Annotated in this window: 27 protein-coding genes; 8 read left to right on the top strand and 19 right to left on the bottom strand. The window is 61.1% G+C overall.

The features are described from left to right. Positions 1 to 61: 61 nt before the first annotated feature. The 3 genes from FG13_RS28520 to apbC all read right to left on the bottom strand — a co-directional run bounded on the left by FG13_RS28520 (position 62) and on the right by apbC (position 3,522). Entirely contained in the window at positions 62 to 1,738 is a 1,677-nt protein-coding gene (locus FG13_RS28520; protein WP_035826621.1) for an alkaline phosphatase family protein, read from the bottom strand. 139 nt (positions 1,739 to 1,877) lie between these two features. After that, a complete protein-coding gene (locus FG13_RS28515; RefSeq protein ID WP_035826618.1) occupies positions 1,878 to 2,285 on the bottom strand; it encodes a DUF4399 domain-containing protein in 408 nt (135 codons plus the stop codon). Between the two features lie 148 nt (positions 2,286 to 2,433). Further along, positions 2,434 to 3,522: an iron-sulfur cluster carrier protein ApbC gene (gene apbC, locus FG13_RS28510; protein WP_035826616.1), complete on the bottom strand. Its 1,089-nt coding sequence runs from the start codon at positions 3,520 to 3,522 to the stop codon at positions 2,434 to 2,436. Between the two features lie 160 nt (positions 3,523 to 3,682). On the opposite strand from apbC, the gene metG reads away from it, so the two are divergent. The 5 genes from metG to panC all read left to right on the top strand — a co-directional run bounded on the left by metG (position 3,683) and on the right by panC (position 8,499). Further along, positions 3,683 to 5,839, top strand: a complete 2,157-nt coding sequence (gene metG / locus FG13_RS28505; protein ID WP_035826614.1) for a methionine--tRNA ligase — start codon at positions 3,683 to 3,685, stop codon at positions 5,837 to 5,839. Between the two features lie 19 nt (positions 5,840 to 5,858). Further along, complete coding sequence (locus FG13_RS28500) at positions 5,859 to 6,338, top strand: GNAT family N-acetyltransferase (protein ID WP_034778216.1); 480 nt, start codon at positions 5,859 to 5,861, stop codon at positions 6,336 to 6,338. 107 nt (positions 6,339 to 6,445) lie between these two features. Continuing rightward, on the top strand, positions 6,446 to 6,655 hold the full coding sequence (locus FG13_RS28495; RefSeq protein WP_035826611.1) for a DUF3460 family protein: 210 nt from the start codon (positions 6,446 to 6,448) through the stop codon (positions 6,653 to 6,655). Positions 6,656 to 6,672: 17 nt separating this feature from the next. Beyond that, positions 6,673 to 7,605 (top strand): segregation and condensation protein A, encoded by a 933-nt coding sequence (locus FG13_RS28490; protein WP_035826609.1) that lies wholly within the window; start codon positions 6,673 to 6,675, stop codon positions 7,603 to 7,605. 54 nt (positions 7,606 to 7,659) lie between these two features. Beyond that, positions 7,660 to 8,499: a pantoate--beta-alanine ligase gene (panC, locus tag FG13_RS28485; RefSeq protein WP_035826607.1), complete on the top strand. Its 840-nt coding sequence runs from the start codon at positions 7,660 to 7,662 to the stop codon at positions 8,497 to 8,499. A gap of 40 nt (positions 8,500 to 8,539) precedes the next feature. Here panC and FG13_RS28480 read toward each other — a convergent pair whose 3' ends face one another. From FG13_RS28480 to flhD, 16 genes are all read right to left on the bottom strand, one after another. Further along, complete coding sequence (locus tag FG13_RS28480; RefSeq protein ID WP_035828976.1) at positions 8,540 to 9,508, bottom strand: IS1595 family transposase; 969 nt, start codon at positions 9,506 to 9,508, stop codon at positions 8,540 to 8,542. Positions 9,509 to 9,606: 98 nt separating this feature from the next. Continuing rightward, the gene (locus FG13_RS28475) at positions 9,607 to 10,113 is read right to left on the bottom strand and encodes a hypothetical protein (RefSeq protein WP_152598885.1); all 507 of its coding nucleotides are present in this window, start codon (positions 10,111 to 10,113) and stop codon (positions 9,607 to 9,609) included. Positions 10,114 to 10,256: 143 nt separating this feature from the next. Beyond that, positions 10,257 to 10,655, bottom strand: a complete 399-nt coding sequence (gene cheY, locus FG13_RS28470) for a chemotaxis response regulator CheY (protein ID WP_026132837.1) — start codon at positions 10,653 to 10,655, stop codon at positions 10,257 to 10,259. Positions 10,656 to 10,802: 147 nt separating this feature from the next. Continuing rightward, positions 10,803 to 11,873: a protein-glutamate methylesterase/protein-glutamine glutaminase gene (locus FG13_RS28465; protein ID WP_035826603.1), complete on the bottom strand. Its 1,071-nt coding sequence runs from the start codon at positions 11,871 to 11,873 to the stop codon at positions 10,803 to 10,805. A 109-nt stretch (positions 11,874 to 11,982) separates the two neighbouring features. After that, the gene (cheD, locus tag FG13_RS28460; RefSeq protein WP_034758343.1) at positions 11,983 to 12,591 is read right to left on the bottom strand and encodes a chemoreceptor glutamine deamidase CheD; all 609 of its coding nucleotides are present in this window, start codon (positions 12,589 to 12,591) and stop codon (positions 11,983 to 11,985) included. Between the two features lie 9 nt (positions 12,592 to 12,600). Then, a complete protein-coding gene (locus FG13_RS28455; RefSeq protein ID WP_035826600.1) occupies positions 12,601 to 13,473 on the bottom strand; it encodes a CheR family methyltransferase in 873 nt (290 codons plus the stop codon). Between the two features lie 71 nt (positions 13,474 to 13,544). Further along, a complete protein-coding gene (locus FG13_RS28450) occupies positions 13,545 to 15,266 on the bottom strand; it encodes a methyl-accepting chemotaxis protein (protein WP_035826597.1) in 1,722 nt (573 codons plus the stop codon). A 188-nt stretch (positions 15,267 to 15,454) separates the two neighbouring features. Further along, positions 15,455 to 15,961, bottom strand: coding sequence for a chemotaxis protein CheW (locus FG13_RS28445; RefSeq protein WP_034758356.1), 507 nt, complete (start codon positions 15,959 to 15,961; stop codon positions 15,455 to 15,457). 30 nt (positions 15,962 to 15,991) lie between these two features. Beyond that, the gene (gene cheA / locus FG13_RS28440; RefSeq protein ID WP_035826595.1) at positions 15,992 to 18,184 is read right to left on the bottom strand and encodes a chemotaxis protein CheA; all 2,193 of its coding nucleotides are present in this window, start codon (positions 18,182 to 18,184) and stop codon (positions 15,992 to 15,994) included. A 43-nt stretch (positions 18,185 to 18,227) separates the two neighbouring features. Next, on the bottom strand, positions 18,228 to 18,593 hold the full coding sequence (locus tag FG13_RS28435) for a response regulator (RefSeq protein WP_034758362.1): 366 nt from the start codon (positions 18,591 to 18,593) through the stop codon (positions 18,228 to 18,230). Positions 18,594 to 18,676: 83 nt separating this feature from the next. Then, a complete protein-coding gene (locus tag FG13_RS28430; RefSeq protein WP_034758366.1) occupies positions 18,677 to 19,225 on the bottom strand; it encodes a hypothetical protein in 549 nt (182 codons plus the stop codon). Between the two features lie 46 nt (positions 19,226 to 19,271). Next, complete coding sequence (motB, locus tag FG13_RS28425) at positions 19,272 to 20,249, bottom strand: flagellar motor protein MotB (RefSeq protein WP_034778017.1); 978 nt, start codon at positions 20,247 to 20,249, stop codon at positions 19,272 to 19,274. A 58-nt stretch (positions 20,250 to 20,307) separates the two neighbouring features. Further along, the gene (gene motA / locus FG13_RS28420; RefSeq protein ID WP_034758373.1) at positions 20,308 to 21,168 is read right to left on the bottom strand and encodes a flagellar motor stator protein MotA; all 861 of its coding nucleotides are present in this window, start codon (positions 21,166 to 21,168) and stop codon (positions 20,308 to 20,310) included. A gap of 218 nt (positions 21,169 to 21,386) precedes the next feature. After that, positions 21,387 to 22,193, bottom strand: coding sequence for a class I SAM-dependent methyltransferase (locus tag FG13_RS28415; RefSeq protein WP_235211822.1), 807 nt, complete (start codon positions 22,191 to 22,193; stop codon positions 21,387 to 21,389). Positions 22,194 to 22,269: 76 nt separating this feature from the next. Beyond that, positions 22,270 to 22,833 (bottom strand): flagellar transcriptional regulator FlhC, encoded by a 564-nt coding sequence (gene flhC / locus FG13_RS28410; RefSeq protein WP_035826585.1) that lies wholly within the window; start codon positions 22,831 to 22,833, stop codon positions 22,270 to 22,272. Positions 22,834 to 22,892: 59 nt separating this feature from the next. Then, on the bottom strand, positions 22,893 to 23,210 hold the full coding sequence (gene flhD / locus FG13_RS28405) for a flagellar transcriptional regulator FlhD (protein WP_034758381.1): 318 nt from the start codon (positions 23,208 to 23,210) through the stop codon (positions 22,893 to 22,895). A 606-nt stretch (positions 23,211 to 23,816) separates the two neighbouring features. Between flhD and kynU the strand changes: the two genes are divergently transcribed. Genes kynU through FG13_RS28390 form a run of 3 tightly spaced genes read left to right on the top strand, consistent with a single transcriptional unit; the run spans position 23,817 to position 26,535 of the window. Beyond that, the gene (kynU, locus tag FG13_RS28400) at positions 23,817 to 25,067 is read left to right on the top strand and encodes a kynureninase (protein ID WP_035826583.1); all 1,251 of its coding nucleotides are present in this window, start codon (positions 23,817 to 23,819) and stop codon (positions 25,065 to 25,067) included. An 8-nt stretch (positions 25,068 to 25,075) separates the two neighbouring features. Continuing rightward, positions 25,076 to 25,966 (top strand): tryptophan 2,3-dioxygenase, encoded by an 891-nt coding sequence (gene kynA, locus FG13_RS28395; protein ID WP_035826570.1) that lies wholly within the window; start codon positions 25,076 to 25,078, stop codon positions 25,964 to 25,966. 20 nt (positions 25,967 to 25,986) lie between these two features. Continuing rightward, positions 25,987 to 26,535 carry an RBBP9/YdeN family alpha/beta hydrolase gene (locus tag FG13_RS28390; RefSeq protein WP_442905214.1) on the top strand — a complete coding sequence of 183 codons (549 nt, stop codon included), beginning with the start codon at positions 25,987 to 25,989 and terminating at the stop codon, positions 26,533 to 26,535. The last annotated feature ends 26 nt before the right edge of the window (positions 26,536 to 26,561 follow it).

Genomic DNA, 26,561 nt, shown 5'->3' with positions numbered 1-26,561 from the left:
GGCCAATGTAGGTCGGCTTAGCGCGCAGCGCGTAAGCCGACAACACCACAAGCCAACATCGTTAGCGCACCGCCTCCGTCAACACCCGCCCTTCCGACGCCGACGGCTGGCGTATGCGCAGCAGGTGGGCCAAGGTCGGCGCGATATCGACCACTTCCGCATACTGGCCGTAGGCGCCCGGCTTGATCCAGCGGGGGCCGAAGACCATCAGCGGCACGTTGGTGTCATACGTGTACGGCGTGCCGTGCGACGTGCCACCGCTGCCCTTGCCGAAGTACCAGGCCGGTTTTGTCACCAGCATCAGGTCGCCCGACAGCTGGCGGTTCCAGGCGCGGCGCATCAGGGTGTCCATGCGTGTGGCGACGGCCCCCGTTTCCATCTGCGTGCGCGTATAGACTTGCGCCAGGCCGTCCTGCTGCAGCAGGAAGCGGGCCGCCGCATCTTCCAGGGCAGCGCGATGAACGCCGTTCTTTTCCGCCAGCGCGTAATCGAGGTAGATATTCGGCAGCGATGACGTCGTCACCAGCTTGTCGATGCCCAGGCTTGTCGCCAGGTGCTGGTTCAAGGCATCGACCAGTTTGGCGCCATCGATGCGCTTGGCGGAGAAGCCGCGCGTTTCGGCAAATTCCGGCACGTTGGCAAAGCCATGGTCGGCCGTCAGCACCACGAGCACGTTGTCCATGCCGACTTTTTTATCGAGATCAAGAAAGAAGCCCGCCAGCATGCGGTCCAGGCGCTGCAGGTGGTCGTGCGACATCTTGCTTTCCGGGCCGTAGGCATGGTTCACGTAGTCGTGCGCGGACAGGCTCACGCCGAGGATATCGGGCACGCCGGCCGGGTTGCGGCCCAGGTTCTCGCCATCGATGGCGGCGCGGGCGAATTCCAGGGTCAGTTCATCGAGGAAGGGACCGGATTTCAGGCGGCTGTAGTACTCGCCATCGAGCTTGCCGCTGTCGCTGTAATAGGCAAACGGGAAGGTGTTGCGCGTGCCCGGCTTGGCCGCCACGATGTCATCGCGGGCATCATTGACATAGGCCGCATCGGCCAGCAGCGGCGTCCAGCTCTTGCCGTAATAGCGGTCCTGCGGCTTGGCCGCCTGGTAGCGCTGCACCCATTGCGGATGCTGCTGCATATAGTAGGTGCTGCTGGCGAAATTGCCCGTCTTTTCCATGTACATGTACGCCGTGCCCGTTTTCCCGGCCAGCAGGATGGCGCCGCGGTCCTTGCCGGACACCGTGACGACCTTGGACTTGTCGCCCGTGGCATAGCGCAGCTCGTCGCCCAGGGTGCTCACGCGCAGTTTCGTCGGCGCCGTGCCGTCGTCGGGTTGCGTCTCTTCGCCGATGTAATGGAAATTGCCATCCTCGGTGCAGTACACGGATTTCTTCGTGACGGGATCGATCCAGTTATTGCCGATCACGCCATGCTGGTACGGGTAGGCGCCCGACAGCACGGCCGAGTGGCCGATGGCGGTGACCGTGATGCCATGCGCCTGGTGCGCATCGCTGAACCACGCGCCCTGCTCCAGCAGGCGGCGGAAACCGCCCTGGCCGAACTGGTCGCGGTAGCGCGTCACCTGTTCCTGCGGCAAGCCGTCCACCACCAGCACGACCACCAGCTTCGGCTGCGCCGCAGAGGCAGGAAGCGCCTTGGCCGCATGCGCCTGGCACGCCGCCACGCCAGCGACCAGCAGCAGCGCCTGCGCCAGTTGCCGGGAAAGGGAGAAATGTTTCGTCATATCCGCTCATCAAAAGTTAGGCCACCGGCCAGCATACGCCGACTATATGACACAATAATGACAAGAGGCAACAATATAAAAAAGGCCAGGTTCCATCGCTGGAACCCGGCCTTATGCCGCAACAGACAATCTGCCTGACTTACTTGACCGTCACCTTGATGCTTTTGCTCAACTCCGGTCCATATGACTGGTGCGCGCCATTGGCGAACTGCATGGTGAGCGTGTACTGGCCAGGCGGCAAGGTGACGTCCGTTTCCGTTTGTCCTTTGCCGAAATGCAAGTGTTTATCATCCATGGGTATCATCTCGCCCGCCTTCATCGGCCCCATATTGATGAGCAGATGATGGTGGCCCGTCTTGGCCGTCATGTCGCCGGCCGGCTTGACGTCCATGCCTTTGACGGCAAATTTCACTTTGAACGGGCTCGTCACCGTCGCGCCATCGACTGGCTCGACGAACGAGACGGATTGGGCGAAAGCGCTGGCGGCCAGCAGGCTGCCGGCGACCAGGACTGCGGCCTGGCGCAGGAATACGGTGGTCAATTGCATGATGTCTCCTCTTGTTTAATAACAACACAGACTGCATGAAACCATATTCCTGGCGACCATGGCGCAGGATTGTTAACCCATGAAGAGCCGGGGTCGAACCCTGAGGGTTCGACCCCAGTCTTTGCCTTGGCCTTAAGCTGGCTATCGATCAATCGTTCTTGATCACGATACTCGGGAACTTGCTGGTCATGTCCTTCGCTTTTTCCGCCACCTTGATGGCGATGGTGCGGGCGATCTGCTTGTAGATCGCGGCGACGGGGCCTTCCGGCTCGGCCACGACGGTCGGCGTGCCCGAATCCGTCTGCTGGCGAATCGCCATGGTCAGCGGCAAGGCACCGAGGAATTCCACGCCGAAGTCCGCGCACATCTTCGCGCCGCCGCCGGCGCCGAAGATTTCTTCCGCATGGCCGCAGTTCGAACAGATGTGCGTACTCATGTTTTCCACCACGCCGAGGATCGGGATGCCGACCTTCTCGAACATTTTCAAGCCCTTGCGCGCGTCGAGCAGGGCGATGTCCTGCGGCGTCGTGACGATGACGGCGCCCGTGACGGGCACTTTCTGCGACAGGGTCAGCTGGATGTCGCCCGTGCCTGGCGGCATGTCGACGATCAGGTAATCGAGGTCGCGCCAGTTGGTCTGGTCCAGCAATTGCTGCAAGGCTTGCGTGACCATCGGGCCGCGCCACACCATCGGCTCGTCCGGATCGATCATGAAGCCGATCGACGACACTTGCAGGCCGTGGTTTTCCATCGGCTCCATGCTCTTGCCGTCCAGCGTTTTTGGCTGGCCGCTGATGCCCAGCATCATCGGTTGCGACGGACCATAGATGTCGGCGTCGAGCATGCCGACGGTGGCGCCTTCGGCCGCCAAGGCCAGGGCCAGGTTGACGGCCGTGGTCGATTTACCAACACCGCCCTTGCCGGAAGCGACGGCAATGATGTTTTTCACGTTGCTCATCGGCTTCAAGCCGCGCTGCACCGTGTGCGAAATGATTTTCGACGACACGCCGACGCTGACGTTGCCCACGCCCGGCAGCACGCGCAGGGCGGCCAGCACGGATTTGCGGATCAGGTCGATCTGGCTTTTGGCGGGGTAGCCCAGTTCGATGTCGAGGGAAATATCATCGCCATCGACCTTCAGATTCTTGACGGTTTTGCTGGAAACGAAATCTTTATGTGTATTTGGATCAATAACCTGGGCCAGCGCGGCCTTGACGTCTTCTACTGTGATGCTCATGTAAATCTCCGTGTGTACTACATATGTGCAATACGCGCAGTCTAGCGCAAATTTGCATGGCGCGATGGCGGCAAAAGCATCACTTGCCGGCGCTGCATCTGCTCATATTGCCTTTCCGCTGTTAAAATGTCCTATTATCCATCCCAAAAGTGCATCAATCATGACTCGCAAGCTGTTCGTCACCACTGCCCTGCCTTACGCAAACGCCGCTTTTCACATTGGCCACATCATGGAATACATCCAGGCTGATATCTGGGTCCGGTTCCAGCGAATGCAACGCGATGGCGCAGCCGGCCGTGAAGTGCACTTTGTGGGCGCCGACGATACGCATGGCACGCCCATCATGATCGCCGCCGAAAAGGAAGGCATCACGCCGCAGCAATTCGTCGCCAACATCGCGGCCGGCCGCGCCCAGTACCTCGATGGCTTCCATATCGCCTTCGACAACTGGTATTCGACCGATTCGCCGGAAAACGTCGACCTGTCGCAATCGATCTACCGCAAGCTGCGCGATACGGGCCTGATCGTCACGAAAACCGTCGACCGCTTCTTCGACCCGGTCAAGGGCATGTTCCTGGCCGACCGCAACATCAAGGGCGAATGCCCGAAATGCGGCGCCAAGAACCAGTACGGCGACAATTGCGAAGTGTGCGGCGCCGCCTACCAGCCGACCGACCTGGTCAACCCGTTCTCGGTGTTTACCAACGCGACGCCCGTAATGAAGCCGTCGGAACAGTATTTCTTCAAGCTGTCCGATCCGCGCTGCTTCGAATTCCTGAAAGATTGGCTCAACACGCCAGGCCGCTTGCAGCCGGAAATGGTCAACAAGGTCAGCGAATGGCTGGGCGAAGCGGGTGAAAAGCTGGCCGACTGGGATATTTCGCGCGATGCGCCCTACTTCGGCATCCCGATTCCTGATGCGCCGGGTAAATTCTTCTATGTGTGGATGGATGCGCCCGTCGGTTACCTGGCCAGCCTGAAAAACTATTGCGACAAGAAAGGCATCGATTTCGACGCCTTCCTGAACGACCCGTCGACGGAACAGATCCACTTCATCGGCAAGGACATCGTTTCCTTCCATTTGCTGTTCTGGCCCGCCATGCTGAAGTTCGCCAATCACCCGGTGATCGACAAACTGAAAGTCAACGTACACGGCTTCCTGACGGTCAACAACGAAAAAATGTCGAAGTCGCGCGGCACGGGCATCTCGCCGCTGCGCTACCTGGACCTGGGCATGAACCCGGAATGGCTGCGCTACTACATCGCCTTCAAGCTGAACTCGAAAGTGGAAGACCTGGACTTCAACGGCGAAGACTTTGTCGCCCGCGTGAACAGCGACCTGATCGGCAAGTACGTCAACATCGCCAGCCGCTGCGCCGGCTTCATCGCCAAGCGTTTCGACGGCAAGCTGGCGTCGACGCTGTCGGAAGGCGCGCAAAGCTGGATCAACCGCGCGCTGACGGTGGACGTCAACGGCGTCATCGTCGAGCGCCAGGCCAGCATCGCCGCACACTTCGAGAACCGCGAATTCGGCAAGGCCTTGCGTGAAATCATGGAAATCGCCGACATCACCAACCAGTATGTCGATGAAAACAAGCCGTGGATCCTGGCCAAGGATGCGGACAAGACGGCCGAGCTGCACGACGTGTGCACCACGGCCCTGATCCTGTTCCGCCAGCTGACGATTTTGCTGTCGCCGGTCCTGCCGGGCGTGGCCAAGAACGTGGCATCGTTCCTCAACGACGCAGAATTTACTTGGGCCGATACGCAAGTGTTCGGCGACGCCGTCTCGAACAGCATGCTGGGCCGTACCATCGGCGCCTACAGCCACTTGATGACGCGCATGGATGCGAAGATGATCGAAGCGCTGTTTGACGCGCCACAAGCTGCCGCCGCCATTGCCGCGCCTGCCGGCGACGCCGCGAATGACGCAGTATCCGCTGCTCCGGCCGCAGCCGCCATCGAGGAACTGGCGCCCGAGATCAAGATCGATGACTTCCTCAAGGTCGACTTGCGCATCGCGAAAATCGTCAATTGCGAACTGGTCGACGGTTCCGACAAGCTGCTGCGCCTGACCCTCGATGCGGGCGAAGGCCGTTTGCGTAACGTATTCTCGGGCATCCGCTCGGCTTACCAGCCGGAAGAACTGGTCGGCAAGCTGACGGTGCTGGTGGCCAATCTGGCGCCGCGCAAGATGAAGTTCGGCATTTCCGAAGGCATGGTCATGGCGGCATCGAGCGCAGATGAGAAGGCCAATCCAGGCATCTACATCCTGAACCCGTGGCCGGGCGCCGAACCTGGCATGCGCATCCGTTAAGCCACCACAAGGACCGATGATGAATATCGTGGTGCGTGAAGCAACAAATGCCGATGCACAGCTGATGGCCGAGCTGACCCGCGCCGCGTGGGCCGGCAAGGTGGCCGCTTCGTCCAGTGGACACCACGAGACGGCGCAGCAGGTGGAAGAGCAACTGCGCCACGGCGGCGGTTTTCTGTTGCTGATCGACGACATTCCAGCCGGTTCGCTGCGCTGGATGCCGCTCGACAGCGATCCCGCCATCTGGAAGATTTCACGCATGGGCGTGCTGCCCGCCTACCGGGGCAGCCACGTTTCGCAACATTTGCTCGAAGCCATCATTCATCACGGCCTGTCGTGCCAGGCCGAGGAATTGCGCCTGGCCGTGCGGCGCGACCAGCGCAAGCTGATCGATTTTTATGCGGCCTTCGAATTCGACCTGGCCGAAGAACTGGAATATTCGCACGCCAACCCCGCCGAACCGGCGCCGATGGTGATGCGGCGTTTGCTGCGTTATTGATTTTTAGCAATTTCGCCCCGGACTTGCCGATACAACAACCCGCCAGGCCGCACGGCGCGGTAAAATACGGCCGGCTGACCTTACCCATAAGACACTCAGAAGAGAATATGAAACTGCCTGCAAAACACACCAACTACGTATCCGACCACACCTTGTTCATCGCCGAACTGAAGGCCAAGAACCCTGGCATGGAAGCGGGCCAGCAAGCGGGCCGCGCCCTGCTGTGGGACAAGCCGGCCGTCAGCATCGATGAGCAGGAACGCCAGCTGGCGTCGGCCGTCAAGCAACAGGCTTACGTTTACCAGAACAAGAACTAAGATCTGGAACCGGCACGATGTTGCCTGAAGAGTCTGCAGTCACGCCGGAAGCCGACGCTTCCGGTGCCGGCGCAGTCATCGAGTCGCTCCCACCTGTCGCTGAAGGCGACGGCAGCGGCGACCCTGCAACATCGGCCACGGCAGTAACGGACGCGGCGCCGGCCGCCGACCCGCTGGGCATCGCCCGCCTGTATGGCGAGCCGATGATGCGCATGCCGACGGATTTGTACATTCCGCCGGACGCGCTGGAAATCTTCCTCGAAGCCTTCGAAGGCCCGCTCGACTTGCTGCTTTACCTGATCCGCAAGCAAAACTTCAACATTCTCGATATTCCGATGGCGCAGGTGACACTGCAATATCTGAAATATGTCGACCAGATCCGCGTGCGCAACCTGGAACTGGCCGCCGAGTACCTGCTGATGGCCGCCATGCTGATCGAGATCAAGTCGCGCATGCTCTTGCCTTCGCGCAAAAGCGACGTCGAGGAAGATGGTGGCGACCCCCGTGCCGAACTGGTGCGCCGCCTGCTCGAGTACGAGCAGATCAAGCTGGCCGCCTACGACCTGAATGCCATCCCGCAGTTCGAGCGCGATTTCGTGCGCACGCAGATTTTCATCGAGCAAAGCCTGACGCCCACCTGGCCCGACGTGGAACCGGTGGACTTGCAGCAGGCGTGGCTCGACGTGCTGAAACGCGCCAAGCTGACCCAGCATCACCGCATCAGCCGCCAGGAACTGTCCGTGCGCGAGCATATGTCGAGCATCCTGCGCCACTTGCAATCGTCGCGCTTTGTCGAGTTCAGCGAACTGTTCGACATTGCCGGCGGCGTGCCCGTGGTGGTGGTCAATTTCGTGGCCCTGCTGGAACTGGCCAAGGAAACCCTGATCGAAATCACGCAGGCTGAACCGTTTGCACCCATCTACGTCCGGCTGGCCTATTCGCCCGCCTGACCCCTTCCCTTTGTCACTGACCACCGTACAACGGGGTTTTAGCGAAAGCAATCCATGAAAATTATTTCCGACATCGAAGAATTGCGCGACCAGCTCAGCGGACAGCTGCGCACGGCGTTCGTCCCTACCATGGGCAACCTGCATGAAGGCCATCTGTCGCTGATGCGCCTGGCGCGCAAGCATGGCGACCCCGTCGTCGCCTCGATCTTCGTGAACCGCCTGCAATTCGGCCCGAACGAAGACTTCGAAAAATATCCGCGCACCATGGCCGCCGACATCGCCAAGCTGGAAAAGGAAGGCGTATACGTGCTGTTCGCGCCGACGGAAAAGGAACTGTACCCGGAACCGCAGGAATACCGCGTGCGCCCGCCCGATGACCTGGGCAATACGCTGGAAGGCGAGTTCCGCCCCGGCTTCTTCGAAGGCGTATGCACGGTCGTCACCAAGCTGTTCTCGTGCGTGGGCCCGCGCGTGGCCGTGTTCGGCAAGAAGGATTACCAGCAACTGATGATCATCCGCAACATGGCGCGCCAGTTTGCGCTGCCGACGGAAATCATCGCCGCGGAAACCTACCGCGCGGACGATGGCCTGGCCTTATCGTCGCGCAATATGTATCTGTCGGAAAGCGAACGCGCGGAAGCGCCGGAACTGTACAAGGGACTTAATTTCGTGGCCGAAGAAGTGCGCAAGGGTAACCTGGCCGTCGGCGAACTGGAACAGGCAGCCATGCAGTTGCTGGACGGCCGCGGCTGGAAATCGGACTACATCGCCGTGCGCAAGCGCGCCAACCTGCAAGCGCCTAGCGCCGCCGAGCTGGCCGCCGGCGAACCGCTGGTGGTGCTGGCTGCCGCCAAGCTGGGACAAACCAGACTCATCGACAACCTGGAAATTTAAGCATTGTCACAACGGGGCCATTCGGCCCCGTTTCTTTTGGCTATGTCACCGTCAAGTGTGGGAATGCGCCCAACGTTGCTTTCAATAACGTTTCCGATGAACGGATGCGCCTGGCGTCGAGTATCCAGCGCCAGCCCAGGTAGTTCGGCAGGTAGTGCGTCGCCACGCCGTGAAAGGGCCGTAGCCATGCGCGCAAGCGGCTGTGATAGGCATTGACGTTCTGCACGTGGGCGGCCCCTCGCACACGGATGCCAGCGCGCAAGTTGACTGCTTGGTGGCTGATGCCCGCTTCCCTCGCAAAAGCCTGATAGGCGGCATGACCGTCGGTCACCAGCAGCACGTCCTTGTCGATAACGGGTAACAGAGAATGATGCAGCTGTGCCTTCGTCAACGCCCCTTTGCCCGTGACGAAATCGAGGGTCTGGCCCGTACGGTCGCGCGCCACCAGGATGCAAACCTGTTCATTGGAAATGCCGCGCTGATGGGCATGGCCGCCACGGCGGCGCGCCGGACGCGTCATCTGCCTGGATCCCTTTTCTGATTCCAGCACGTAGAGTTCATCGGCCTCGGCAATGCCATGCAGACAATGCGGCCGGTCCGTCTTTGCTACGCTGAGAAAACGGTGTCGCCAGCGAAACGTGGTGTTGCGGTGCAGTCCCAACTGCTGAGCGGCCTGGCGTACCGACCTGGAATCAAGCAGGCAATCCGCATAGTCGAGCCACAGCGATTTATGGCGCAAGTGCGCCAGCGGCGTGCCCGTCAAGGCATTGAATGTGCGTCCACAGGATACACAGCGGTAGCGCTGCAGGCCGTGCGCATGGCCATGCCGGTGCAGGTGACACGATTGGCAGGCGGGACAGCCCAGGCGTGCTTGCGTAGCGTTTTCAAGCAGCGTGACGGTCACATCGTGTGGCCCATTGCCACACAGCAAGGCTATTCCTGCCTGCCGCTGGCGTCGGTTCAACTGCGCAAACTGCGCGATAAAGCGTATCCATTCGGCTGGCTGCATGATCGGCTCCTGCATGGTGGGTATGCAGAGTCAGACAGCCCAGCCAAGGAAAGATTCAGGCAGATCCCCTATTTATCGATGACAGAGCCTTTCTTTTTTTACTTCTCCATCCCTACCAGCTTGAGTTCGGCAAACAGCGGTTTGTTGCTGCCGCGTGCCGCTTGCAACATGTCATAGCTGGCCGCATCAAGCACGATTTCTTCTCCCGCCCACAGCTTGCGCTGGTTTGCAGGCAGCCTCAGGCTGCGCAGGATGGCCCTTGCCTGGGCCGGATCGGCTGCCAGCAGGCGAATGGCGTGCGCATGGCGCTGTGTGCCCGTAAGGATCGGCAAGCCGCCTTCCGGGCCGTTCTGGCTCAGGCTGACATAGTCATGGCCGCCCACGCGGTGCAGATAAGCATGCCGCCCATCGGCTTCGGCAGGCGGCTGCGCGGCCAGCTCCTGCATCTCGACCGACGCGACAGGCGCAGCGGTGGTTTGTTCAAGGCTAACGCCACAGCCTGCCAACATGGCTGTGCTCAGGGCGAAAAATAATACGTGTGCTCGGCGCATCGCGCGCTCCTTCTTGTCGGGGTCGGGGACAAAGGGAAATACTGCAGCGATCATGGGCCAAATTATTTGACGTGTAAAGTTAACTTTAGGAAATACTTAATTCCTTTGCGCAATCTCATGTGATCGGCGCAGGCGGACGAAAAAAAACGCTGCCGGTTTGCACGGGCAGCGTTTTCTTGATAACGGTCAAGCCTGAATCAGGCGCCGGCTTTTTCCAGCTTCTCGAAAATCTTGTTCAGCTTTTCATCGAGGGTCGCGGCCGTGAACGGCTTGACGACATAACCGCTGGCGCCAGCCTGGGCGGCGGCGATGATGTTTTCTTTTTTCGCTTCGGCGGTGACCATCAGCACGGGCAGCTTGGCCAGTGCGGGATCGGCGCGGATATGCTGCAGCATCGTCAGGCCATCCATGTTGGGCATGTTCCAGTCCGACACGACGAAATCGAACGATTCCGCGCGCAGCTTGGCCAGGCCCATCACGCCGTCTTCCGCCTCATCGACGTTGGCATAACCCAGTTCCTTCAACAGATTCCGGACAATGCGGCGCATCGTCGAAAAATCGTCAACGACTAAAAATTTCATCTTTGGATCAGCCATGAATAACTCCGTTGTTTCTGTAGCGGTTTGTTAATAATATCGACATGAATGCCGACATTATGGTCGACACTACGGCAGCAAGTTGTAGGATAGCATTTTCGTTGCTTTTAGGCGAACAAACTTGCCTCAGATCATATAAAACGTGGCTTACACGCGCAAAGCACGCATGCCATGCGCCGCCAGGTGTCCCAGCACCATGCCAGGCAAGGCCGTCAGAGCGCCGACCTCATGCGTAGCACCAACGGCGATCGCCTCGCGCGGCATGCCGAACACCACGCAACTGGCTTCATCCTGCGCAAAATTATACGCTCCTGCGGCCTTCATCTCCAACATGCCTTGTGCGCCATCCTTGCCCATGCCGGTGAGGATCACGCCGACGGCATTTTTACCGGCCGATTGCGCGGCCGAACGGAACAGCACATCGACGGACGGGCGGTGGCGGTTCACCGGTTCGCCCTGGTCGATCTTGGTCATGTAGTTGGCGCCGCTGCGCGTCAAGGTCAGGTGCGAATGGCCGGGTGCGATGTAGGCGTGGCCGGGCAGCACCCGTTCGCCACCTGCCGCTTCCTGCACCGAGATCTTGCACAGCGAATCGAGGCGGCGCGCGAACGAGCGCGTAAAGCCTTCCGGCATGTGCTGCGTGATCAGGATGCCGGGGCAGTCGGACGGCATCTGCATGAGAAATTCGCGGATCGCTTCCGTGCCGCCCGTCGAGGCGCCCACGATGATCAGCTTTTCGCTCGACGTCAATGGGCTGCGCAGCGCAGGCAGCGGTGCGGCCACCTTGTCGCCGGCCGACGGCAGGGTGCGCGCGCGGATGCGCGCCTTCGAGGCGGCGCGGATCTTGTCGGCGATCATGTCGGTGTACTCGCGCATGCCGCTCTGGATGGAAATCTTCGGCTTGGTGACGAAATCGACGGCGCCCAGTTCCAGCGCGCGCATGGTGATTTCCGAACCGCGCTCGGTCAGCGACGACACCATCAAGACCGGCATCGGGCGCAAGCGCATCAGTTTTTCCAGGAAGTCGAGGCCATCCATCTTCGGCATCTCGACGTCGAGGGTCAGCACGTCGGGGTTGGTCTGCTTGATCATCTCGCGCGCCACCAGCGGATCGGGCGCAGCGCCCACCACTTCCATGTCGGGCTGGCTGTTTACGATTTCCGTCATGACGCTGCGGATCAACGCCGAGTCATCCACGATCAAAACCTTGATCTTCATATTCTTCCTTCCAGGCCTTGCGGCCCTTATTCTTTATTAAATTAGTACACCGGACAAAACCGCCGCAAGCCGCACAGCGCGACGCGCAGCAGGTTTGGCCTGGTGCTTATCAGAACAGTTCGACTTCGCCGCCCACCGGCGCGACTTTCAAGCGGCTGGCGTAATCGAGTTCGCGGCGTACCAGCGTATCGTTATGCGTCTGCATCAGCTTTTTCACCAGCACCTTGCCGCTGCGGGGGAAAAAATACACTTTGCGCGGATGGATGTCGTTCAGGTCTTCGGCCACCACGCGCATCTTTTCCGCCTTCAGGTAATTGATGACGAAGGCAGCATTGCGTTCGCCGACGTTGATCGCCGTGAAGCCGCGCAGCACGGCGCCGCCGCCGAACACTTTCGCTTCCATGTTCTCGCGCCGCGCGCCCGCCTTCAGCAAATCGTTGATCAGGATTTCCATGGCGTAGGTGCCATAGCGCATCGACGCGGAAATCGGACTGTTCGGGTCGCTGCCGCCATCAGGCAGCATGAAGTGGTTCATGCCGCCCAGGCCCGTGACGCGGTCGCGGATGCAGGCCGAGACGCAGGAGCCGAGCACGGTGACGATCAGCATGTCCTTGTTGGTAAAGTAGTACTCACCAGGCAAGATCTTGGCGGCGTCACAATTGAACGTCCTGTCGTAATAGACGTTAGTGGCGAATTGCTCTTTGGATTCCAGGCTCATATTTCACTCTCATGTACGATGCGACGATGCCTTGGGCGCGGCGCCCCGAGGCTGATCGAGCTCATAGACTGTTTTACCGCGCAGCTTCAATGAATCCGACACGTACAGAAAATTCTCCGAATGGCCCGCAAACAGCAGGGCATCCGGCTTCATCAAGGGCACAAAGCGCGACAGGATCTTGCGCTGCGTCGCCTTGTCAAAATAAATCATCACGTTACGGCAAAAGATGACGTCGAACTGCCCCGTCAATGGCCAGCCGTCGGCCAGCAGGTTGAGCGGCTTGAAGGTGATCATCTGGCGCAATTCCGGGCGCACCCGCACCTGCCCCTCGCGATCGCCCTTGCCGCGCAAGAAAAAGCGCCGCGCACGGTCGGCCGGCATCTTGTCGAGCCGGTCCAGGTTGTAGACGCCATTGGCGGCCGTGGCCAGCACGTTCGTGTCGATGTCCGTGGCGATGATGGTGACGGGCGGCGTGAGCGTATTGAACGCCTCGCACACCGTCATGGCGATCGAATACGGCTCCTCGCCGGTGGAACTGGCCGAACACCAGATGGTGATCGGCCCGCTCAGTTTTTTCACGTGCTCGGCCAGCAGCGGGAAATGATGCGCCTCGCGGAAGAACGACGTCAGGTTGGTCGTCAGCGCATTCGTGAACGCTTCCCACTCATCGCCCATGCGGCCAGCTTCCAGGTCGTCCAGGTAGCGGACGAACGAGGAGATGCCGGTCGCGCGCAAGCGCCTGGCCAGACGGCTGTAGACCATCTCCTGCTTGCTGTCGGCCAGCGCGATGCCGGCCCGCTTGTAAATCATGGCGCGGACCCGCTCGAAGTCCTTGCCAGTGAAATCAAATTCCTTGACCGAATCCGTTTTAGTTTGCGGCATTTTATTTTTACCTCTCTATGACTACTCTGACCAATGCCTTTGCAAGTATAACTAGCGGGACCGGGTTGGCGTCAGAACTCTTCCCAATCGTCGCCGCCGGCTGCCGCCAGCTTTTTCGCGGGCGCTGGCGTGCCGGCTTGCGCCGTCTTTGCCAACCGCCTTGTATTTGGCGCCACGCTCGGTGCCGGCCGTGCCGCCGCCTTGACTGCTGGCGCGGGTACGGGCATGGCCACCTGCGCCGCGCTCTCGCCATCGAGCTTGAAGATGCGGACGGCGTCGGCCAGTTTCTGCGCCTGGTCCTGCATGCTTTCGGCCGCCGCCGCCGCTTCCTCGACCAGCGCCGCGTTCTGCTGCGTCATCTGGTCCATCTGCGCGATGGCCTGGTTCACTTCCTCGATGCCATGGCTCTGTTCCTGCGTCGCCGCCGTGATCTCGCCCATGATGTCGGCCACCTGCCGGATCGACGTGACGATCAGGCCCATGGTCTGACCCGCCTCGTCCACCAGGCGGCTGCCCGCATCAACCTTGTCGACCGAGTCGCCGATCAGGCCCTTGATCTCTTTCGCCGCGCCGGCGGAGCGTTGCGCCAGATTGCGCACTTCCGACGCCACCACCGCAAAACCGCGTCCCTGCTCGCCTGCGCGCGCCGCTTCGACGGCCGCATTCAATGCCAGAATATTCGTCTGGAACGCGATGCCGTCGATGACGCCGATGATGTCGACGATCTTGCGCGAACTGTCCTTGATGGAGCCCATGGTATCGACCACTTGCGCCACCACCTTGCCGCCCTGCTCCGCCACCGACGACGCCGACACGGCCAGCTGGTTGGCCTGGCGCGCGTTGTCCGCATTCTGCTTCACGGTCGACGTCAGTTCTTCCATCGACGATGCCGTCTCTTCGAGCGAACTGGCCTGCGTTTCCGTGCGCGCCGACAGGTCCGCATTGCCGCTGGCGATCTCGCGCGACGCCACGGTGATCGTGTCCGTTCCATTGCGCACGTCGCTGACCGTTTGCACCAGGCTCTCGTTCATGTCCTTGAGCGCTTGCTGCAAGGCGCTCGTTTCATCCTTGCCTTCGACCACCACGCGCGACGTCAGCTCGCCGGCCGCCACCTTCTGCGCCACGGCCAGGGCGCCGGACAATGGCACCGTGATCGAGCGCGTGATGAAGATGGCGCACCAGGCGCCGATCGCCACCGCCGCGCCGCCCAGGATGAACAGCACCGTCATCAGGCGCGCATCGGCCGCCAGCGAGTCATCCATGAAGCTTTGCTGCGCCACGTGCTGCAAGTCGAGCAGCTTGTTGATATCGGCCAGGGTCGTCTTGTTCAATGGGTCGATGCGGGTGGCGATCACCTTCGCCGCGCCCTCGCTGTTAAACGCCAGCACCTGCCCCATCGCTTCCTTGAAGGCGGCATCGACATCGCCGTCGACCTTGGCGATATTGGCCAGCAGCGCCTTCTCGCCATCGGACAGGCCCAGGGTGGCCAGCTTGCCGCGCGCGCCGTCATACAGTTTGCGCTGCTCGCGCACCTTGCCCTCTTCCGCCTGCATCAGGGCCACATCGCCCTGCAGGCCGATATTGCGCATGGCGATGCCCGTTTCCAGCATCGCGCTCTTCATCAGCGACGCCTGCGTATTCTTTTCGCTTGCCAGCGCCAGGCCCGTGAGCAACTGGGCCTTGTTACGGTAATTCAGTGCATTCGCCGAAACGATCACCACCACCAGGATGGCGAGAATGCTGCCAAAACCTATCCCCAGCCGGGTGCCTATCTTGAAATCGCGCAAACTCATTACAGTCTCCAATATTTATGTGAACGGCGCCCGTTCAACCGGACGGCGCCGTGTTGTGGCCTGGTCTCTGACGGACCTTGCAGCCTGCCGGCGCGCCTCTGGCCGCGCCGGTACATGCATATCTGTAGTGATTCTTTGCGTGCCAAAACGGCGGCGCACCGGGCGCCGCCTTGCTGCCATGCGGAGGCTTACGCCGCCAGCTTGTCGATCAGGCCCATCTCGCTGCTCGACATCAGCTTGTCGATGTCGACCAGGATCAGCATGCGCTCGTCGATGGTGCCCAGGCCGATCATGTAGTCAGTCGAGAAGGCGGTGCCCATTTCCGGCGCCGGTTTCACCTGCTCCGGCGTCAGGGTGGTGACGTCGGAAACGCTGTCGACCACCATGCCGACGATGCGCCCGCCGATGTTCAGGATGATCACCACCGTGAACTGGTCGTACACGGGCGTACCCAGGTTGAACTTGATGCGCATGTCGACCACGGGAATGATGATGCCGCGCAGGTTGATCACGCCCTTGATGAATTCAGGCGCGTTGGCGATGCGGGTAACCGCTTCGTAACCACGGATCTCCTGGACCTTCAGGATATCGATGCCGTACTCTTCGGAGCCCAGGGTGAAGGCCAGGAATTCACGGCCGGCGATGTCCTTGCCGTCGCCCGCATTGCTTCCGGATGTTTGTTGAGTATCTGACATGGTGCGTTTTCCTATCTTTATCTATCGGTATTACGAAAAAATGGACTCGTCGGCCAGCTGGCGAGAGGAACGGATCAGGGCGGCGACATCGAGAATCAGCGACACGCCGCCATCGCCCAGGATGGTGGCGCCGGAAATGCCCACCACCTTGCGGTAATTCGATTCGAGGTTTTTCACCACGACTTGCTGCTGTCCCACCAGGTCATCGACAAACAGGGCCGCCTTGCGCCCTTCCGTCTCGAGGATCACGCAGATGCCTTCCGAAGGGCTGGTAAAGCGCGGCGCGATGTCGAACATCTGGTACAGCGGGATCAATGGCAGGTATTCACCGCGCACTTTCACCACCTGCCCCTTGCCACTGATGTCCTTGATATCCTCAACGGCTGGCTGCAGCGATTCGATGACAAAGCCCAGCGGTAAAATATACACTTCGTCGCCGACCCGGATCGACATGCCGTCCAGGATGGCCAGGGTCAGCGGCAGCGAGATCGAAATCGTCGTGCCGAAACCCTTGGCCGAACGGATGTCGACGACGCCGCCCATGGCGCTGATATTGCGCTTGACGACATCCATGCCCACGCCGCGGCCCGACACGTCGGTGACCGCTTCGGCGGTGGAAAAACCGGGCGCGAAAATCAGCTGCCACACGTCGGCGTCGCTCATCGTCTCGGACACGTCCAGGCCCTGCTGAGCGGCCTTGGCCAGGATGCGCTCGCGGTTCAACCCAGCGCCGTCATCGGATACTTCGATGATGATGTTGCCACCCTGGTGGCTGGCCGAGAGGAACAAGCGGCCGGCCTCGGTCTTGCCGGCGGCCACGCGGGCGGCCGGCATTTCCACGCCATGGTCGATACTGTTGCGCACCAGGTGCGTGAGCGGATCGACGATGCGCTCGATGAGGCCCTTGTCCAGTTCCGTGGCGGCGCCATTCGTGATGAAATCGACCTTCTTGCCCAGTTTCGTCGCCAGGTCGCGCACCATGCGCGGGAAGCGCGAAAAGACGAAATCCATCGGCATCATGCGGATCGACATCACCGCTTCCTGCAAGTCGCGCGTGTTGCGCGTCAGGTGGCTGACGCTGTCGAGCAGTTTTTCATGCAGCATCGGATCGAGCGCGCTGGCGCGCTGCTCGATCATCGCCTGCGTGATCACCAGTTCGCCCACCAGGTTGATCAGCTGGTCGACTTTCTCGATCGAGACGCGGATCGACGACGATTCGGCGCCGGCCTTGTCGCCTTCTTTCTTGGCCGGTTTCTTTTCCTGCTCCGCTTCGGCCACGGCGCTGGCCACGACCGGCGCGGCGGCAGCGCTGGCGTTGCCCGCCCTGGCCGCGTCGGCGCGTATCTGTTCGAGCGGCTGGAAGAAACCGTAGCCCTGTTCGGCGTCGCTCTGCACGCCGGCGGCGGCGCGGATATCCTCGAGCGGCTGGAAGAAGCCATAGCCGGGATCGGCCGCGCCAGGCGCGCCTGGCAGCGGGTCGAAGAAACCGTAACCTTGCGCCTTTTCCTGCGCCGCGCGGGCCGCTTCGGCTTCGCCTGGCGCCAGTGGCGGCGCCTGCGTGATCACCATGTCGTCCGGATTGAGCACGAACGAACAGATGGCCAGGATATCGTCCAGGCTTTCATGCGTCGTCACTTCCAGCACCTTGCGCGCGTCGGGCAAGCTGGACACGGCGACGTCGCCCAGCAAGCCCAGTTCGGCCGCCAGCGCATCGACTTCGCGCCCTTCCATCTGCGGCAGTTCCAGGCGGATGCGATGGCCGCCGGCATGGCTGACGGCGGCCTTTTCCGCCGTATGGAAGGCCGGCGCGACGGGCGTGAGCGCGGCCACGGGCACGTCCTGCGAGAACGACTGCAGCATCATGCGCACATTGGCCACGGCATCCTGGTCGACGGCGCTGCCCAGGCGATGGCCATCGAGCTGCATCTTGAGGATATCCTTTGCCGCCAAAAAGGCGTCGACGTGTTCCGCCGTCAGGGCCATCTGGCCCTGGCGAATGCGGTCGAGCAGCGACTCGAGGATGTGCGTCACCTCGCTCATGTCGGAAAGGCCGAACGTCGATGCGCCGCCCTTGATCGAATGGGCGGTGCGGAAAATGGCATTCAGGTCTTCGGCGTCGGGCGCCGCAATATCAACGGCCAGCAGCAGCCGTTCTTTTTCAGCCAGCAGTTCTTCGGCCTCATCGAAAAAGACCTGAAAAAACTGGCTAATATCGATGGTCATAGGGTGACTCCGTCAATTGCATCGTTGTGCTGCGCGGCTGGCATCAGCCGATCACCTTCTTGACCACTTCGATCAGGCGTTGCGGATCGAATGGCTTGACCAGCCAGCCATTGGCGCCGGCGGCACGTCCCTTCGATTTCATCTCGTCCGACGACTCCGTCGTCAGCATCAGGATGGGCACTTTCTGGTAGGTCGGCAGTTCGCGCAGCAGCTTGATCAGCTCCAGGCCATCCATGCGCGGCATGTTCTGGTCCGTCAAGACCAGGTCCACGGTTTGCAGCTTGGCTTTTTCCAGTCCGTCCTGGCCGTCGACGGCCTCCACCACCTGGTAACCGGCGGCTTTCAGGCTGAACGCCACCATCTGGCGCAATGAGCTGGAATCGTCCACTGCAAGTATCGTTTTGGCCATCTTTGCTCCCACTTATTCCGGGCATCCTGCCCGAGTATTTGATTAATCAATCCATGCAACCACAAGCGTTCAGCACTGGCATGCTAGAACAGCTCGATGTCGCCACTTTCCAAATGCTGTTGACTGACAGCCTTGCGCAGCACGCTGCGCAACTCCAGGCTTTGAATCGCCAGCGCCATGCTGACCCGCCCCAGCAAGGCGACAATTTCTTCATTGTCGCTCTCCGGCAACATCTCCGCGCCATGCTCGCCCAGGGTCCCGAGGAACTCGCGCAAGCCCGTCACGCGCTTCAAGGTGCGCTCGATCAGCTGGCTGGTCATGTCCTGGAACTGCAGGCTGGTGATGGCGGCATTCACGTAGCCCCCCACCTCATCCTGCAACGCCAGCAGTTTTTCGCGCTGCTGCTCGGCCGGAATACCGCCGTCGAGCAGCAGCGCGATGGTGTCTTGCTGCGCAGCGACGGCTGCATGTATCGCCATGAAATTGAAGGACAGCTTCTCGATCGCCTCTTCCAGCAAGATGCCGGTCTGCACCAGGTCGGTTTCCACCTCCGTCAAGTGCTTGCGGCCATGGTCCGACACGCCAGACAGCAGGCGCTTTACATGCGAGCCAAGTATTTTCTTTCTTGTCATAAAGGTCTCATTGTTTCAATACATCACGCGTCGACAGCCTTGCGTGTTATTTTTTCGCCGCTACCGGGCTGGGGGCTGGCGCCGCCGCGGGCGGCGCGCCGGCCGCCAGCCCTGAAGCGACAGCGGCGGAAGCGGCATCGGTCACCGGCAGCTCGATCGCCGAGCCATCGCGCAGGACATTTTCTTCCGTGCGCTTGTTCATGACGATGATGCTGATGCGCCGGTTGATCGGATTGAAGGGATCGAGCTTGTCCAGGTGGGCGGCCGAGCCCAGTCCCACCACGCGCAATACTTTCTCTTCCTTCATGCCGCCAATCACCAGTTCGCGCCGCGACGCATTCGCGCGGTCGGCCGACAATTCCCAGTTGCTGTAGCCGGCATCGCTCATGTAGGGCGTCGAATCCGTATGCCCGGACAGGCCGATGCGGTTCGGCACTTCATTGAGCACGAAGCCAATGGCGTGCAGGATTTCCTTGGTGTACGGTTGCAGGTTCGCATTGGCCAGCGCAAACATCGGACGGTTCTGCTCGTCAACGATCTGGATGCGCAAGCCTTCGCTGGTGATATCGAGCAACAACTGGTTCTTGTATTTTTTCAGCAGCGGATTGGCGTCGATGGTCGCTTCGATGCGCGCCTTGAGCGCCTGCAGGCGCTTGCCTTCCTCGCGTTCGAGCGCGGCCTTGGCGGAATTGAGGTCGAACGATTTGCGCTGCTGCTCTTCCTGCGCCTTGCGCACTTGCCCATCCTGGCGCGACAGGTCCTGGCCGCCGCCCTGGATCACGGAATTGCTCTCGCCGCTGCCGGAACCGCCCGCCATCGCCACTTTCAGCGGTGTCTTGAAGAATTCGGAAATGCCGTTCAAGTCGCCCTTCGAGGTGGAGCCCAGCAGCCACATCAGCAGGAAGAATGCCATCATGGCCGTGACAAAGTCGGCGTAGGCGATTTTCCACGCCCCGCCATGGTGTCCGCCAGCCGTCTTCTTGATACGCTTGACGATAATCGGGCGCATGCCTTCATCGGCCATGGCGTCCCCCTTCCGTGTGCTGCAAATGACTCATGGTGTCCAGGCGTATATTCACTGCTTACTTCGTTTTCGATTTCTTGATGTGGTCTTCCAGCTCGTTGAACGTCGGACGCTCGGTCGAGAACAGCACCTTGCGGCCGAACTCCACGGCCAGCGCCGGCGCATAGCCGTTCAGGCTGGCCAGCAGGGTCACTTTCACGCACTGAAACATCTTGCTCGACTCTTCCAGCTTCTGTTCGAGCAGGCTGGCCAGCGGACCGACGAAGCCATACGCCAGCAAGATGCCGAGGAAGGTGCCGACCAGCGCGTGCGCGATCAGCATGCCCAGCTCGGCCGGAGGGATGCCCACCGACTCCATCGTGTGCACCACGCCCATCACGGCGGCGACGATACCGAACGCGGGCAAGCCATCGCCCACCTTGGCGATCACGTGGGCCGGCACGGCGCCTTCGTGATGGTGCGTTTCGATTTCGTTGTCCATCAGGTTTTCGATCTGGAACGCATCCATATTGCCCGATACCATCAGGCGCAGGTAATCGGTCATGAATTCGACGATATGGTGGTCGGCCAGCACGGCCGGGTACTTGGAAAACAGCGGGCTTTCCTCGGGCTTGTCGATATCGCCTTCGATCGACATCAAGCCTTCCTTGCGCACCTTGCTGAGCACTTCGAACAACAGCGACATCAGTTCCATGTACAGCTCTTTGGTATAGCGCGAACCCTTGAACAGGCTGGGCAAGGCGGCGATCGTCGCCTTGATGGCCTTGTTATTGTTACCAACAAGGAAGGCGCCCAGGGCGGCGCCGCCGATCATCAGCAACTCCAGCGGCTGGAACAGCGCCGCCAGATGGCCGCCGGCCATTGCGAAGCCGCCAAAGACCGAGGCGCAGACGATGATGTATCCGATTATGACTAACAAGTGCCCTGACTCCCAATAATGGCCGGGACTGTATGCCCGGCATGTTCAAACCTGTTCTGTCTTCTGGCGGCTGCGCCGCCGGCAAAGACAGCGGCAAAAAAAGCAACCGGAAGTTAATTGAAAGGTGCTGCTTTTCAATGCAATTCCGAGAAAATGCCGTGTGGAACTACAATAACGTGAGATTGCCCCACGGGCAAGCAAATAACGCAGACAATTGCTTAAAAGCACCATATGTAAAGTAAAGGGCCACCCTCTGTGGCGGCGATGGTCTTATCGGGCGCGCGTGCCGCGATCTGGAATTCGTAACTAAGAAGCATGCTACCGGGCAACATTTCCTTTTCCGCCTTGCGCCACAAGGCCGCCATCGCCGCCGGCGACAGGTAGGCAAAGACGGCATCGTAGCCGCCGAAGTCGAGCGCCTCGTAGTCGCCGCGCAGGAAGCGCGCGCGGCTGCCCGCCAGCCGTGCGCGCAAGCGGCTTGCCAGCCACGGCAGCGGCGCAAGCTCGATGCCGGAAAACTGCCCATCGGGCCGGCGCCGCGCCAGGTCCAGCACCAGGCCGCCCAGGCCGCTGCCGATATCGATCAGCCGCACGCCGGGACGGTCCGCGATCAGCTGCGCCACCGCCTGCCACACCTTCGGCCCCGACGGGTAAAACGGCACTTGCGTGCGGAACGTCGACCAGTACAAGCTCAGCAGGAAAACAAAGGCTGCCAGGAACACGGCCGGCGGCAGCTCGAGCAGGCTGGCGGCCAGCAAGGCGGGCGCGAACAGCAGGCCGATGGCGCACCACCAGCGCGCCAGTCCCTCGCGCCACGTGATGAGCGCCGCCAGCACGCCCTGCACCAGCGCCACGGCCGGCAGCGACATGGCCACGCCGGCGCGCGCCAGACCATATACCAATAGCAACATCAAGGGAAAGGCCAGCACCTGGATCAGGATGGCCTTGAGCGCGGGCGCGCGCAGGATTTGCTGCAGCATGGGCAAGTTAAAGGAGGAAAACGCCAGTGTAAGCGAAAGCGCCATGAAAAAACCGGAGTCCGGTCTGGCGACCGCTCCGGTTTTCACTGAGGCTATTATTGGGACAGTAATTCGGGCAATATCAGGCGGCGACACTCGGTGGCGCGACAGCGGCCGCTTCATCGCGCGCCTTCTTCGTTTTGCCGGCACGCGAAGGCATGTGGCACAGGCCGCACACATAATCGGCGTTCAGGTCGAGGCAGTTGACGACGAACTTGCCGCCGCACTTGCCGCAAGGGGCCATGTCCAGCATCTTGCTGCTGAAAAAGCGCACCAGGGTCCAGGCCCGCGTCAGCGACAGCAGCGGCTCTTCGCCCGCTTCGGGCGGCATCTGTTCCAGATACAGTTTATACGCCTTCATCACGGCTTCGATGCCCGTGGCGCCGGCGTGGTCGACGAGGAATTTGTGGATGTTGATGAACAGCGAGGAATGGATATTCGGCTGCCAGGTGATGAACCAGTCGGTGGAAAACGGCAGCATGCCCTTGGGCGGCGAGACGCCCTTCAATTCCTTGTACAGATTGAGCAGGCGTTCGCGCGACAGCGAGACTTCGGTCTCCAGCAGTTGCAAACGGGCGCCCAGCTGTATCAGTTCGATGGCCAGCTGAATTTCCTGCGCTTCCGATACGACACTTTTCTTGGCCATGCTGTGTACTCCGCGACTGACTGATACTAACTAACTGATACTGACTGAAGATTACTGAATCAAGCGATTTCTTCGACGCCCTGGCCTGCCATCAGGATAGCTGCGTGCGATTGCGCCAGCGAGCGGTCTTTATTGTAGTTCGTCAACATGCCCAGGATGGCGCTGTCGTCGAAGCGGAAGCGGGCCAGCATCATGTTGCCGCCAGCGAGCTTCAGGATCTGCGCATTGCTCATGCCTTCGATCAGTTCGGCGATTTCGGCGGCAATGCCCAAACGGAAGATGGCCGTTACCTTGTCCGCACGAATCATTTGCTGGGCCAGCATCAGGTAGCTCAGGTTAGCGTCGCGAATCTCAGCCATCATGTCGTTAGCAGTCATTTCCATCTCCTCAATCCGTTGAATTCAGCTGGCGTTGTGTGTTGCCAGTGAGATACATTCTGCAGGAGCAACATTAAATGCAACAGAGGCGTAGCGCTGTATTTTTGGTCGGGCAATAGCGGATGGGATCGTAGGTGTTTGTCTGACAAACACTACTCGATCATGGTCGCGCGCCAGCAACGGCGCGGGTATGGAGGGTTGGCTCTGGGCCGGATTTAGCCAATTTTTGGCCTGTAAAAAATATCACTTTTTTACAACAACTTGATCGGAATCAAGCCTGTCTACCTAGATAACGGCTGCTCTGGCGGGAACTTTAGGGCTTTTTTGAAAAATATTTCAAAAACCCGCATTCTTTTTCCGTCGGTTTGACACCGTTCATGTAATTGTTGACGGCGGCGAATCGCAGAACTTTAGGGCTATTTGAAAATATTTTTAAAAATCGTGATTTTTTTCGTTGACGCCCCGCAAGCACGTACTTTCCGCGCTTCAACCCGAGCGGAAATTCCGCTTTCCAGCGTGAATTTGCTACACTGCCTGCTTCCGCACAATACTTTAAGCTTCAAGCAATATCGTGCCACTGAGACAAGTATCAATATGAAAGCCACCATGATTTCTCGACATGACTGCAGCGCGCGCGACCTCGACGATCCCCTGGCGCCCCTGCGCCAGCAATTCGACTTGCCGCAAGGCGTGATTTACCTCGACGGCAATTCCCTGGGCGCGCGGCCGAAAGCGGCCCTGGCCCGCGCCCAGCACGTCATCACGGCCGAATGGGGCACGGACCTGATCCGCAGCTGGAATACGGCCGGCTGGTTCGACCTGCCCAAGCGCCTGGGCGACCGCCTGGCCCCGCTGCTGGGCGCCGGCACGGGCGAAGTGGTGATCACCGACACCACTTCCGTCAACCTGTTCAAGGCCCTGGCCGCCGCCCTGCAGATGCAGGCCAGCGATCCCGCGCATGCGGCGCGGCGCATCATCGTCAGCGAACGCAGCAACTTCCCCACCGACCTGTACATGGCGCAAGGCCTGTCCGCCTGGCTCGACCGCGGCTATCAGCTGCGCCTGGTCGACAGCCCGGAAGAACTGACGCAAGCCATCGCTGCCGATTGCGCCGTGGCCATGCTCACGCACGTGAACTACCGCAGCGGCTACCAGCACGACATGGCCGCCATCAGCAGCCATTGCCACGCGCAGGGCGCGCTGGCGCTGTGGGACCTGGCCCATTCGGCCGGCGCCGTGCCGCTGGACCTGAACGGCGCCGGCGCCGACCTGGCCGTCGGCTGCACCTACAAATACCTGAATGGCGGTCCTGGTTCGCCAGCCTTCATCTGGGTGCCGGAAAAACACCAGGCGCGCTTCCGCCAGCCTTTGTCCGGCTGGTGGGGCCACGCCGCGCCGTTCGCCATGGAGCCGGGCTTCGCGCCCGCCGACGGCATCGCCCGCGCCCTGTGCGGCACGCAGCCGATACTCTCGCTGGCCCTGGTCGAATGCGGCCTCGATATCTTTGCGCAAACCAGCATGGAAGCCATCCGCCGCAAGTCGCTGGCCCTGACGGATCTGTTCATCGCGCTGGTGGAGCAGCGCTGCGCCAGCCATCCGCTGGGCCTCGTCACGCCGCGCGAGCATGCGCGCCGCGGCAGCCAGGTCAGCTTCACGCACCCGCACGGCTATGCCGTGATGCAGGCGCTGATCGCGCGCGGCGTGATCGGCGACTACCGCGAACCGGCCATCATGCGCTTTGGCTTCACGCCCCTGTACACAAGCTTTGGCGACGTGTGGGATGCCGTGGAAATCCTGCGCGACATCCTCGACACACTAGCCTACGACATCGCCGCCAAGCGCGATGCCGTCACCTGAATCATCCCATGAGCGACGACAAGAATATGAACAAGGAAAACACGAGCGGCTGCCCCATGCATGCCGGCGCCCAGCAAGGCACCGAGTGGCATGGCGCGCAGATGGATTTCAGCGAATCGATGAGCTACGGCAACTACCTGGCGCTGGACCGCATTCTGACGGCCCAGCATCCGCTGTCGCCGAACCACAACGAAATGCTGTTCATCGTGCAGCACCAGACGAGCGAATTGTGGATGAAGCTGATGCTGCACGAAATGCACGCCGTGCGCGCCAACCTGCAAAGCGGCGACCTGGCGCCCGCCTTTAAAATGCTGGCCCGCGTGGCGCGCATCATGGACCAGCTGGTGCACGCCTGGGACGTGCTGGCCACCATGACGCCGCCCGAATACACGGCCATCCGCCCTTACCTGGGCGCCTCGTCCGGCTTCCAGTCTTACCAGTACCGCGAGATCGAATTCATTTTGGGGAACAAGAACGCGGCCCTGCTCAACGTGCATACGACGGCGCCGGAAACCTACAAGGTGCTCGACGCCGCCCTGCGCGCGCCGTCCGTCTACGACGAGTCGATCAAGCTGCTGGCGCGCAGCGGCCTGCCCATCTCCCCCGAGCGCCTGAACGCCGACTGGACCCTGCCGAACAGCGCCGACGCCTCCGTCAAGGCGGCGTGGCTGGAGGTCTACCGCGACCCGTCGAAACACTGGGCCCTGTACGAACTGGCCGAAAAGCTGGTCGACCTGGAAACGGCCTTCCGCTTCTGGCGCTTCCGCCACGTGACGACGGTCGAACGCATCATCGGCTTCAAGACGGGTACGGGCGGCACGGCGGGCGTCAGCTATTTGCGCAAGATGCTCGACGTGGTATTGTTCCCCGAGCTCTTTGCCTTACGCACGGAGCTCTGATTTCAATTTCAAAAGGAGAAATGATGTCGCCTCTGGTCCTGACCCTGGCCGGCCTGTGGAATTCCGGGCCGCAGCACTGGCAAACCCATTGGGAAGCGCGCCACCCGCAATGGTCGCGCGTGCCGCACGGGGAATGGCAGACGCCGGACAAGGACGAATGGGTGGCGGAGCTCGACCGCGCCATCGCCGCCTGCGAGCGCCCGCCCGTGCTGGCGGCGCACAGCCTGGCCTGCACGCTGGTGGCCCACTGGGCGGCCAGCGGTTCGCCGCACAAGATCGCCGGCGCCTTCCTCGTCGCCCCCAGCGATGTGGAAGCGCCCTCCTACCCCGCCGGCACGACGGGCTTTGCGCCGATGCCGCTGCAAGCCTTGCCGTTTCCCAGCCTGGTGGTCGCCAGCGGCGATGATCCCTACGTCAGCTTCGCGCGGGCACGCGCGTTTGCCGCCGCCTGGGGCAGCGATTTCACCATGATCGGCGACGCCGGCCATATCAACGGCGACGCCGGCTACGGCCCATGGCCGGACGGCGAACAGCTGCTGCTGGACCTCTGCGCCGCGCACCAGCCCTGAACGGGGGCGCGCACACGATAGACGCG

This window comes from Janthinobacterium sp. RA13 (genome assembly GCF_000745325.1).
Classification (GTDB): Bacteria; Pseudomonadota; Gammaproteobacteria; order Burkholderiales; family Burkholderiaceae_D; genus Janthinobacterium; species Janthinobacterium rivuli.
Note: the sequence above shows the minus strand (reverse complement) of the source record. Positions and strands in the feature narration are given on the sequence as shown.